At 62.5% G+C, this 11,036-nt stretch carries 8 protein-coding genes and 1 pseudogene; all 9 read right to left on the minus strand.

Annotation, left to right across the window (positions count from 1 at the left end; translation table 11 throughout):
- Positions 1–471 (minus strand): annotated as a pseudogene (locus E0F99_RS25950) (hypothetical protein); the annotation flags it as partial.
- Positions 472–529: 58 nt separating this feature from the next.
- Positions 530–2,893, minus strand: coding sequence for a hypothetical protein (locus E0F99_RS25955; RefSeq protein WP_083358816.1), 2,364 nt, complete (start codon positions 2,891–2,893; stop codon positions 530–532).
- A gap of 10 nt (positions 2,894–2,903) precedes the next feature.
- Positions 2,904–4,046 carry a hypothetical protein gene (locus tag E0F99_RS25960; protein WP_083358815.1) on the minus strand — a complete coding sequence of 381 codons (1,143 nt, stop codon included), beginning with the start codon at positions 4,044–4,046 and terminating at the stop codon, positions 2,904–2,906.
- The gene (locus E0F99_RS25965) at positions 4,016–5,461 is read right to left on the minus strand and encodes an alkaline phosphatase family protein (RefSeq protein ID WP_083358814.1); all 1,446 of its coding nucleotides are present in this window, start codon (positions 5,459–5,461) and stop codon (positions 4,016–4,018) included. The genes E0F99_RS25960 and E0F99_RS25965 overlap by 31 nt, the downstream gene beginning before the upstream one ends.
- Positions 5,451–6,665, minus strand: coding sequence for a metabolite traffic protein EboE (gene eboE, locus E0F99_RS25970; RefSeq protein ID WP_083358813.1), 1,215 nt, complete (start codon positions 6,663–6,665; stop codon positions 5,451–5,453). Before eboE ends, E0F99_RS25965 begins: the two co-directional genes overlap by 11 nt.
- Entirely contained in the window at positions 6,662–7,546 is an 885-nt protein-coding gene (locus E0F99_RS25975) for a TatD family hydrolase (RefSeq protein ID WP_083358812.1), read from the minus strand. The genes eboE and E0F99_RS25975 overlap by 4 nt, the downstream gene beginning before the upstream one ends.
- A gap of 39 nt (positions 7,547–7,585) precedes the next feature.
- Positions 7,586–8,269, minus strand: a complete 684-nt coding sequence (locus E0F99_RS25980; protein ID WP_083358811.1) for an EboA domain-containing protein — start codon at positions 8,267–8,269, stop codon at positions 7,586–7,588.
- Positions 8,266–9,135: a UbiA family prenyltransferase gene (locus E0F99_RS25985; protein WP_083358810.1), complete on the minus strand. Its 870-nt coding sequence runs from the start codon at positions 9,133–9,135 to the stop codon at positions 8,266–8,268. Before E0F99_RS25985 ends, E0F99_RS25980 begins: the two co-directional genes overlap by 4 nt.
- A 5-nt stretch (positions 9,136–9,140) precedes the next feature.
- Positions 9,141–11,006 carry a 3-dehydroquinate synthase gene (locus tag E0F99_RS25990; RefSeq protein ID WP_083358809.1) on the minus strand — a complete coding sequence of 622 codons (1,866 nt, stop codon included), beginning with the start codon at positions 11,004–11,006 and terminating at the stop codon, positions 9,141–9,143.
- Positions 11,007–11,036: the final 30 nt, after the last annotated feature.

The following is an 11,036-nucleotide window of genomic DNA, read 5'->3' on the forward strand; positions in this document are numbered from 1 at the left end:
GGGGTAGGTCAGGAAGTACGCCTTGTTGCACAGGGACACGAACGAGCAACTGTAGTGGTTGTTCTTGATCGGGAAGATCGGCAGGCAATACTTCTCGTAGTGCTCCATCATCGCGCCAAAACCGTCGCCGTCGGCTGGGATGTAGGTGTTGTCGTAGTAGCTGGTCCCGCGCGAGACGGTGTAGTCCGAAGGCTTGAGCGTGGAGGGTGGGTTGCTGTAAGGCGGTGGGTTGTTCTGGTAGTTGTTCATCACCCGGTACATCGTCCAATCGCTGATCCATTGCGCCGGGAAAAACGGATCGGACGGATCGCTCGGCGCGCGTTTGGCGATGCAGTTGCCGTTCTGTGCATGACAGCCTTCGCTGTTGTGCACCCCATTGGTGAAGTACACGGCGCCGCTGTCGCCCTGGGCAAACGCCGCGGGGCTCAGTAGCAGTAGCAACAGCAGTCGGTTCAAGAGGCTGGCGTTCATACAACACTCCTTTGAAAGCCGGGTGACAGGCGCGTCACCCAGTGGTCCTGTTTGCGGCCTACTGGTAGTCACTCATGTTCAGTGGGATAGGCGGATAGTTGCGTTTCACCAGGGCCTGCGCCCACAGCTCCAGCACGGCGCGACGGCTTTGCGGCATGTCGCGTGTAATGGGCATGGCCAGGGTGCTTTCCTCCTGATATTGCTTGCTGATCAGCACGATCAGTTGGTCGACGGCGCCCTCGATGCGCGTCAGGTTATTGAGCGGCATGTACTTGCTCATGATCGGGTACAGGTAATAGAACGGCTGCAAGATGAACGGGTAAATGAAGGTCTCCCAGATCAGCTGGCCGGCGTCTTCACGCTGATAAATCAGGTTCCAGGCGTTGACGAAGTCCTGCTGCATCTGCGGTTCCAGCGGCAGCACGCGCAGCGGTGCGAGGAAGTCGGTAAAGGCCTGGTTGAGTGGGAAACTGAACGGAATCACCGGTGCCTGCTGACCGTCCTGCACAAAGAAACGCAAGGTCGGAAAGCCTGGCGCCTGAGCCGTGACGGTCAGGTTGGCGATGCCATTGGCGTCGGTCTGAATCGTGGTCACGCTGTATTGCACGTTGCTGCTCAGCGGGTCTTGCAACGTGCCTTGCAGGGCAATCGGGTTGGCGAACGTAAGCGTCGGGCTCAAGGCGACAGCGGCGGGTGTCGGCAGAAATTGCTGGTAGGTCACCGGCGTCGTCTGATCGGCTGACACCGCGAGCCGGGTCGCCATGAGCTGGCGACCGGTGCCTTCGGTGATCTGGCCGAGCAGCGTGTTAGCACCGCTAAATTGCGGCAGGCACGGGCTGTTGTTGGCCGGGTTCTGCGGGTCGTTGTTGAACAGCGAAAAGTCCGCCGCGTTGCTGAACGCCAGGTAGTAATCGGTGGTGCACAACATGTAGGCATTGCCGTATTCGGCCACCCATAACGTGGTGCCGGCCGGCGCAGGCTGGCCGTCGTATTGCACCATGACCTGCAGCGTCTTGGTGTCGCCCACGTCGATGAAACTGGCGCTCTCTACCACCTCGGCGGTCCACATTTGCTGGGTCGCGGCGATAATGGGCGTGGTGCCAGGCTGTTGCAATTCCAGGCTGCCCGTCTGCAATTGCGCCTGGGCCTCGACGGTCAGCGGCAGGTCGAGGATGCCGGCGCGTTTGTCGAACGCCAATTGCTGGTAGTCGTCATAGCCAAAGCTTGCCAACGGGCTGAATTGCGCGCCTTGGCGGATGCCAATCTGGTAGTTGCCGGCCTGGTACTTGGCGGCCACAGGAATGTCGGCTTTGCTGTCGATGGGATAAAACGGGAAGGCATTGCCCAAGTCCAGCGACAAGGTCGTGCCATGGGCCTGGGCCGAGATCACGCCCAGTTGAACCTGGCTGGTGGTGCCCGGTGAGGTTTTGTAGATGGGCACCTTTTGTGCCGGCACCAGGCGCCGGCCCGCCGGCGCAGTGGGGAATTCGTCTTCAAACCATAGCCCCAGGCAGCCCACGGTGCGGCTATAGGCTGGGTTGAAGAAAATATCACCGACGTTATCCAGCGCCTGTTGATACATGGCTTGCACCTTGGCCTGGGCCTCGGGCGTGGAACTGTGGGTGTCGATGGGCGGGTAGTTGTTGAAGATGCCGTTCTTGTCGTAGCACGTCAGGTAGGTGGTAAAGCGAAACATCAGCCCCTTGGCATTTTGTTGCGCCATCTGTGCCTGCAGGTTTTGCAGCAAGGCCGAGTTGCCAATCACCCAGGCCAGGTTTTCCTTCGGGAAGCAGGTCTGCCAGGTGGTGGTCACGTACGCCAGGCCGCCGAGGTTGGCCCAGTTGAAGTTGAGGAATCGGTCGAGCATGCGGTGCTCGCGGTTGAGCGTCAGGCCGCATTCGGCATTGCCCAGTACCAGTTTGTCGAAGTACAGCGCCGTGAATGTGTTCTGCCACGGGCTCACGTCGACAAAGCGCGCCGGGGAATTCGGCGCGCCGCCAAACGGATTGCCGAGCAGTTGGTAACTTTGGTTGATCAGCGGGTCCTGACTCACATAACCGCCGTCGGGCAACTCGCCGCCCGTGATCACCGACTGGGTCTGGTTGTAGCTAACGGTGCCGCAGGCGTTGTCGCCGAACAGGTTCCATTCGCCGGGGATCATGGGGGACGCCAACTGCCCGGCATTGCCCGGCACCTGCATCACGTAATCGGGTACGGCGGCGGGTGCCAGTGGCGCGATGGTCCACGGCAGCAGGTTGCTCGCAGCGTTCAGCGGCGTGATCTTGAAGGCTTCCAGGAAGCGCCAGTTCATCTGCATTTTCACCGCATCGTAGAGCGGGTACATGTCGTTATTGTTGGCGGTCGGCGGGTTCCAGAACATATGGCCGCCCAGGTAGATACGCGGGAAATTCAATACGCTCATGTGAGGCTCCTTAGCGTTGCCACTGGGCGCGTTTGAGCGACCAGACAAAGTCCAGTTTGTGATAGCCGACAAAGTCGGAGGCCGGCAGTTCGGCGGTGGGGTAGACGATGCCGCCCTGTTGTTTGAGGGCGAAATTAAAGTAGCCCTTGTTCGGCGAATACGCGGCGGTGCTGTGGCAGGCGAAGCACGAAGACATGCTCTGGAACGCCGATTCCAACTGGGAGTTGGCGAGCAAGGTGGGCGTGGTGTTGGACTGCACGCCGATCAGCGCGTACTGCGCCAGCGCCGGGTAACTCGCCTGAAAACTGACATTGACCGGTTGCGCCGCCGTGGTCGGCCCGGTGCTGTTGGTCATCGGCGTGGGCGGGATCGCGTTGGTCACGGTGTACTTGCCGTTGTTGCGGTTTTCGAAGGTGGTCCACACCCAGTCAGGGTTCAGTTTGTTGATCACGTGCAAGCCGCTCAACGCGGCATAACCGACCACGTACTCACTGCCTTGCTGGTAGTAGGTCTGGGCGATGTAGTAGCCGTCGTTGGCCAGTTGCTGCTGATAGGTCGGGTTGTTGCCGATCCACAGCCAGGCGGCCTTTAGCTCCCACGCGGTGGAGGGAAAGTTCAGGTCGCTGGTCAACGCGGCCTGGCCATTCACGTTGTAGACCTTCTGCTGCACGATGTAGTTGAAGGTGTCCGGCCCCATCAGCAACTGGAAGCGCACCGCCTGGCCTTGCTGGGCTTGCGGCACTTGCCCGCCCATTTCCAGGATCAGCCCGTCCACCTGTTGCGTGGCATTGAGGTTGTGGAACATGCGGTTGACGTTCATGCCCATCGCCTGGGCTTGCGTCAGCACGGCGGGTGGCACGGGCACGCGCTGGGCGTAGGGCAGGGGTTGCGCACCGTTGGCCAGGTAGACCTGATCCGACGGCTTCATGGTTTCCCAGACAAGGTCAGGGCTCTGTGCCGCAGCGGGTTGGTTGAGGCAGGCGAACCAGTTCCAGGCCAGGGTTTCTGGGCTCTGGGTGAAGGTCGCCCGGGTCTTGTCAATGTCGCCACCAAACTGCAAGAAACCGGTGCAGTCGAAGGGCGTGTTTGCGCCTTGGGCCTGGGCCAATCCGGCCAGTGCACTCAAGACAGTGATAGATAAGGCTCGCCGCATGGAAGCTCCTTGGCATTGGCCAGTTCAACGTGTGGGCGCCCCAGGAAATGCTCCAGGAGCAATTGCTTCACTGCCGTCGCCGCAAGGTGCTGCGGTAACGCCAGATCACAGTTGGTGATCAGCAGCGGGCCGGTCTGCGCGCTGCTGGGCAGGCGGCCGTGGCTGCCGCGTACGAGGCGGGTGTTCAGCGGGATCAGGTCCATGTAGTAGCGAAAGCCGAGCTTTTTTTGCAGCAGGCGGCGCGCGACTTTCAGTTTAGGGAAGCGAATCGCCGGGTCGATAAACAGCTCGACCGGGTCGTAGCCGGGCTTGCGGTGGATGTCCACGGTGCGCGCAAAGTCGGGTGCCTTGCGCGCGTCCAGCCAATAGTAGTAATCAAACCAGTAACCTGCTGCGGCCACGGCCACCAGCTCGCCGCTGCGTGGGTGGTCCAGTTGCAAGGTGCGTTGCTCGGTGTGGTCCAGCACCTGCTCGATACCGGGCTGGCGCTGCAGCAAGGCTTTGACGCGGGGAATGTCCTGCGCCTGCTTCACATACACATGCGCGACCTGATGGTCAGCCACCGCAAACGCCGCACTGGCGCCCGGGTCGAGCAACTCCCAGCTCAAGGATTGGCGCACTTGCAACAGGCCTTCGGCGCGCAGCACGCGGTTGATCGACACCGATTGCTCGACCGCTTCGATGCCGTATTCGGAAAGCACCATCACCGCCGCGCCCTGCGCCTGGGCGAAGCTCAGCAAACGCCCTACCTCGGCGTCGATGGCGCGCACTTCATCGGCAATCGACGGATGATCAGGCCCCACGCGCTGCAGGCTGTAGTCGAGATGAGGCAGGTAAATCAATTGCAGGTGGGGGCGATTGATCTGGAACTCGGCCATCGCGCAATCGACGATCCAGCGGCTCGAGGCAATGCCCGCCGCCGGGCCCCAGAAGCCATGGAACGGGAACTCGCCAATCTGCGCCTCAATCTGTTCATGCAACCCGGGCGGCGACGAATACAGGCCAAACTGCTTGCGCCCATCGGCCGGGTAATGCGGGCGCGGGGTGATCGCGGCGTCAACGTCGGCGTACATGTTGTACCACCAGAACAACTGGCTGCAGCGAAAGCCCGGGAGCTCACGCTTGAGCGTGTGCCAAACCTTCTCACCCTGGATCAGCGCGTTGGGTTGCAGCCAGAAACGCACTTCAGCCTGGTCGCGAAAGTACCAGCCATTGCCGACAATCCCGTGCTGCGATGGCGGCGTGCCGGTGAGCAACGAGGCCTGCACGGTCGAAGTGACGGCGGGGAACACCGGTTGCAGGGTGGCCATCTGGGCGGTCTTGAGCAGCGCATTGATATGCGGCGTCGCTTCACCCAGCAGCGACGGCGTCAGCCCGACCACATTGATCAGCAGCAGCGGTTGCTCAGAGGGCATCGGCGTAGGTCTCCTGCACGTGCAGCAGGTTGCGCTGGCGCAGTTGCTCTTCGACCCAGCGCAGTTCGGCGACGATGCCTTCCAACTGAGCACGCTCGGTGGCGGGCCGCAGCTCAAAGGGCAGCACGCCCCAGCTGTAGGTTTCCACCTCCAGCACCGGGCGGAAGTCGCCGTGGGCGGCCAGGTAGTCGAAGGTCTGCGCCAGGGCCACCTGGCTGCCGCTGAGTTCGGGCAGCAGCAGGTGTTCGCTGAACAGTGGAATGTGGAAATGGATGCGCAGCTCGTTGAACCCGGCGCAATGCGTCAGGGCGGCGGGCAGGTCTGGCCACGCCACTCGGTGGCCGCGTGCATCGAGCGCCTTTACTTGGTGCAGGTAAGTGATTTCGGCAAAGGTGCTCAAGGTCTTGAGCACGTGTTCGCGGCGGTGTTCGTCGTCAGGCGGCAGCCGGCAAATCAGCGCGTTGGACAGCTGAATCTTGCCCACCGGCACCCGCGCTTGATGCAGCCTTTGCAGCGACTGATAGCAGTCTTCGAACATCACCGCCTGGTGGCACACATCAAAGCACAGCGCCAGGTACGCATGATTCGGGTCCATGGCCTGGCGACGCTGGAAAAACGCGATGGCCTGCTCGGTGTTTTCCAGCACACAGTCCGGTTCCATCTCCAGGCAGAACACGATTTTCTTGCCGGTTTCCCAATGCAGGCTGGCGAGTGCGGCGGTGAGTTGGCTCAGATGCTCGTCGGCGCGCGCCTGCAAGGCCTCGGTCCACGTGGCGGCGTAGCCCAGCGGCACCGTGGAAATCACGCCTTGGCGGCAGTCGGGCGGCAAGGCGTGGGCGAGGATGCGCGCCAGGTCCAGGCTGTAGGCCAGCCGCAGCGGATCGGCCCAATTGGGCAGGTACACGTCGGCTTTCACCGCGCCCTGGTGAAATTCGCCATAGGGAAAGCCGTTCAGCGACGTCAGGCGCACGCCGCTGTGGTTGAGCAATTGCAGGAACTGCGCACGCGCCGATTCCTGCTGTAACTGCGCCGCCGCATGGGCGCAAATCCACAGGCCGCTGTCCTGTTCCTCCAACCCGCGCAGACGGCGCACGCCTTCAAAGTGCTGCTTGATCGAGGCGCGTAACCCCGCCAGGTCTCGGGTTGGGTGCACATTGCTGCAATACCCGACCTGCGCGGCCGCCCAGCCGCTGCCGGCACTCATTTGACCACCGGGTCCTGGCCGCGCAGGGCTGAGTTTTCCTGCCACTGCTTGCGCTGGTCGATGGGCAGCGGTGTGCTGACCAGGGCCTTGTCCAGCTGGCCGCTTTGGGCAAAAAAGTCCACCGGGTTGTGGAACAGCACTTGTTCTACCTGGGCTTCGCTGAAGCCTGCCGCCAACATCGCCTGGCCGGTCTTGGGCACTTTGAGTGGGTCGCTGATGCCCCAATCCGCCGCACTGTTGACCACCATTTTTTCGGTGCCGTATTCCTTGAGCAGGGCGACCATGCGCTGCTCCGACATCTTGGTGTTGGGGTAGATGGAATGGCCGCGCCAGCATTCGCTGTCGAGTACCAGCGGCAAGGTCAGTTCGTTGAGGTGGTCGATGATCACCAAGTGCTCGGCGATTCCGACTTCGCGGATCACCGCCAGGGTGCGTTGGGTGCCGCCGATCTTGTCGCGGTGCGGCGTGTGCACCAGCACCGGCAGGTTGAATTGCTTCGCAAGCTCAAGCTGCGCGGCAAGAAAGCGATCTTCTTCAGGGGTGATGTCGTCGTAGCCGATTTCGCCGACCGCGACCACGCCATCTTTCACCAGGTAGCGCGGCAGAATCTCCAGCACTTCATTGGCGATTGACAGGTCATTCGCTTCTTTGGGGTTCAGGCCAATGGTGCAGAAATGATGGATGCCGAACATGCTCGCGCGAAAGCGTTCCCAGCCCAGCAGCGTGTCGAAGTAGTCGACAAAACTGCCGACGCTGGTACGCGCCTGGCCCTGCCAGAATGCCGGTTCGATGACCCCGGTGATGCCGGCAGCCGCCATGTTCTGGTAGTCGTCAGTGGTGCGGCTGACCATGTGAATATGCGGATCGAAGTACTTGAGCATGGTGAATCCTCGTCAAGGGCAGGGCGGCAGGGTGCTGTGTCAATTCAGGTAGGCGTGCCATTCCGGCGGCAGGCGCAGGCCGTGCAGGCGCTGGTGTTGCGCCGGGCTGAGCAGGTCGAAGGCGATGACCTTGGGCAGGCCGGCGGACACGGTTCGCTCGGCCGCAAGCTGTTCGTCGAGCAGGTCGAGGGCCAGTTGGTTGAGCGTGACGCCGTGGCGTTGCGTGAGGCCGACCAAGCGCCCGACGTCGAGGCCCATGCCGAGTGCCTTGAGCACCAGTTGGTGAAAGGCGCGCTCCGCGTAGTGGCGTGACGGGTAGGCTGTGTCGAGGGCGAGGGCGGCAAACACCTGCGGGTTGCTGGTGCGCCCTGCCTGCAAGGCCAGTTCCAGGCACTCACCATCGCTGTCGAGCCAGTCGAGCGCGCTGAGCAGGGCGATTTTTTCCTGATCGTCACCCCACAGGAACAACTGGCGCAGCAGCGGCAACTGCTCGCCAGCCTCGGTGTGTCCGAGTGCCTGGGCCAGCAGTAACCCACGTGCTAATTTCACCGCGGGTGCTGGTAGGTGACGCTTGCACTGACCGCTCAACAGCGCCGCCGTGGTGGCGCTGGGTCGTTGGGCAAGCTGGGCCTGTGCCTGCTGCCACCCCTCGAGTTCGGTGGCATTCAGTTGCTGGAGCAAGGTTTGAAGGTGTTCGGCGAGGCCATCCTGGCGCATGTTCATGTCGGCTTGATCCAACGCTGAAAGTGGGGGAGCAGAAAAAACACCAGCACACACAGCAGGCTGCCCAACGGCTGGTTGGCCACCGCCAGCACGAGTGCATCGAACAGCGGCAGGGCAGCCAGCCCAGCCCCGATAAAGGCGCGAACCTGGCGCTGTTGCGGGTTGGCCAGGTGCTTCCAGTAATGCCAGCCCAGCCAGCCCAACCACAGCAACAACACCGGCCAGAACCACAGCGTGCTGGAATAGAACGCCAGGGCCAGCGGGCTCAGCATCAGCAGCAACGGCAGGCGGCTGATCAGCTGGTTGCGGTGTTCCTGACGGGCCAGGTAGGTCAAACCGCTGATGTACACACCCAGCAGGATCGCGCACAGCCAGATCGGCTCCGGCGGCACCGCCAGGCTGGCCGCCGCCGTGAGGTACAGCGCCGAGCGGCAGGCGCCCATCAGCCACACGCTGTGGGCGTATTTCTTGTGCAGTAGGTTGTAGCCGAAGATGCAGCCGACCAGCAGCACCACACCGCCGAGCAGCCAGTGCGGCTGGTCGATCAAACGGCTCAAACCCAATACCGCAGCGGCGGCGAGGATCAGCAGCAATACCGTGGCCAGGCCGACTTGCTGGCGGCTGGCAAACCCCAGGGTGATTGGGCGCGGGTTGTGATGTTGCAAGTCCCAGTCGGCATCGAGCCAGTCGTTCAACAGCATGCCGGCCAGGTACAGCAACGACAGCGTGATCAACAGCAGCACCCACACCAGCGACGACGGCGGTGCCAGGGCGCCGGCGCTGCTGGCGAGCAGGGCCGCGGCCAGGGTGTTGGTCCATACCGTGGGCAGGTTGGAGACCCGGCCGAGGGTCATCCAGGTTTTCATCGGGCTCATTGTGCGTAACCCTCGCCCAGGGGCAGCGCCGCATCGCTGCGCGACGCCAGCCGTTGCAGCGCCGCCTGCATCTTCGCGCTGTCGATTTCATGCAGGTCCACCGACTGGCCGATGCGGTTGAGCATCGGGATCGACAGCTGCCCGCCCAAGTGCTGGCGGAACTCCTCCAGGCCCAGCAGCAGTGGCGAGCGGCCCTGTGCATCGATCAAGCTCAGCTCCGGCGGGCACAGGTTGAAGCCCAGCTTGCGCAACAGATTCATCACCCGTTGCGTGTCGGTATCACTCAGCAACCCCAGGGCATTGGCGTACAACCCATCCAGCGCCATGCCCACCGCGACGGCTTCGCCATGGCGCAGTCGGTGGTGGCTGAGGTTTTCCAGTTTGTGCGCGGCCCAGTGCCCATAATCCAGCGGCCGACCATTGCCGCGTTCGAACGGGTCGCCGGCACCGGTGATGTGCGCCAGGTGCAGCTCGGCGCAGCGGCGAATCGCGTAACGGCTGGCCGGGTGATCGAAGCGGGCGAGGGCGTCCGCGTGCTGCTCCATCCATTCGAAAAACGCCTGGTCCTTGATCAACGCCACCTTGACCGCCTCAGCCAGCCCGGCGATCTGGTCGCGGCGGGTCAGGCTGGTGAGCAACTGGAAGTCATTGATCACCGCCGTGGCGGGGTAGAAGGCGCCCAGCAGGTTTTTCTGGCCGAAGGCATTGATGCCGTTTTTTACGCCAATGCCGGCGTCGTTCTGGGCCAGCACGGTGCTGGGGATACGGATCAGGCGAATGCCGCGGTGGAAGGTGGCGCAGGCGTAGCCCACCGCATCCAGCACCGCGCCGCCGCCCAGGGCCAGCACATAGCAGTGCCGGTCCAGGCCGTGTCGCAACATATCGGTGTAGAGCTGCTCCAGCACTTGCGCGTTTTTGCTCAGCTCACCGGCCGGCACGGCGATGGGCGCGGCTTGCACCTGCAGGTCGGCATGGGCGGCGAAGTAGGCGTCGATCTGTGCCAGCAAATGGGGCGCGCTGTGCAGCAGTTGCTCATCGGCAAACACCATCACCTTCACCGGCCCGTTGTGTGGGTGAGTGAGTTGCTGATGCAGGCACGGGTTGAGCGGGTCGAACAGGTGGTCGGTGAAGATCACCGGGTAGTCGTAACGGACCTCGAACCGCCCGCGCAGGGGCTGATCCACACTGGGCTTGCGCTTGAACAGGCTGTAACCGGCCACAAACGCCAGCGGCAACACCATGCTGGCGAGCAGAGTGACCAGCAACGCGTGCTGCTCGATCAGCAACGTGCCGATGGCCGTGTAGGCGAGTGCCAGCCCTGCGTTGGCCAACGTGGTAATCAGCAAAAATGCGCGCAGCGGATACCGTTGCATCCCAGCGGCCACTACCGAAGTTTCCGCCAACACCGGCACACCGCGCAGGCAGATCAACGACAACGTACCCAGCCGATACGCCAACTGCCCAGGCTGGCGCTGATGCAGCCCAAGGCGGCCGGACAGCAACCGAAAATAACCGGCCCCCAGCGCATAACCCAACCCGGCGCCCAGGCACAGCCCGATGAAAATCACCAGGTAACCCCCGAGGCTGCCGAGTACGGCCACCGCCAGCAGCGCGACCATGCTCGACGGCACCGGCAGCACCACGTCGAGGGCGAGCAGGGCGATCAGCAGCAGTGCCAGGTTGAATGCTTGGACGGGTGTCGAGAGTTGGTACAGGGTGAGGTGAGTCAGGAACGCTTGGATCTGTTGTTCAAACAACAGGAAGCTGGCAATCACCAACACAGAAAAGCCCATCAGCGACAGCCAAAAATGCGTGGCTGGCCCTTTTTTCGAACACGCACGATACCACCGGCTGCGCCTCATCAAAGTATCCCTTTTGAGCGTTAAGACTTA

The organism is Pseudomonas antarctica, from assembly GCF_900624995.1.
GTDB classification, from domain to species: domain Bacteria; phylum Pseudomonadota; class Gammaproteobacteria; order Pseudomonadales; family Pseudomonadaceae; genus Aquipseudomonas; species Aquipseudomonas antarctica.

Coding starts and splice junctions, on each gene's coding strand:
- E0F99_RS25980 (WP_083358811.1), bottom strand. CDS start 8,269: ATGAACATGCGCCAGGATGGCCTCGCCGAACACCTTCAAACCTTGCTC.
- eboE (WP_083358813.1), bottom strand. CDS start 6,665: ATGAGTGCCGGCAGCGGCTGGGCGGCCGCGCAGGTCGGGTATTGCAGC.
- E0F99_RS25965 (WP_083358814.1), bottom strand. CDS start 5,461: ATGCCCTCTGAGCAACCGCTGCTGCTGATCAATGTGGTCGGGCTGACG.
- E0F99_RS25975 (WP_083358812.1), bottom strand. CDS start 7,546: ATGCTCAAGTACTTCGATCCGCATATTCACATGGTCAGCCGCACCACT.
- E0F99_RS25960 (WP_083358815.1), bottom strand. CDS start 4,046: ATGCGGCGAGCCTTATCTATCACTGTCTTGAGTGCACTGGCCGGATTG.
- E0F99_RS25955 (WP_083358816.1), bottom strand. CDS start 2,893: ATGAGCGTATTGAATTTCCCGCGTATCTACCTGGGCGGCCATATGTTC.
- E0F99_RS25990 (WP_083358809.1), bottom strand. CDS start 11,006: ATGAGGCGCAGCCGGTGGTATCGTGCGTGTTCGAAAAAAGGGCCAGCC.
- E0F99_RS25985 (WP_083358810.1), bottom strand. CDS start 9,135: ATGAAAACCTGGATGACCCTCGGCCGGGTCTCCAACCTGCCCACGGTA.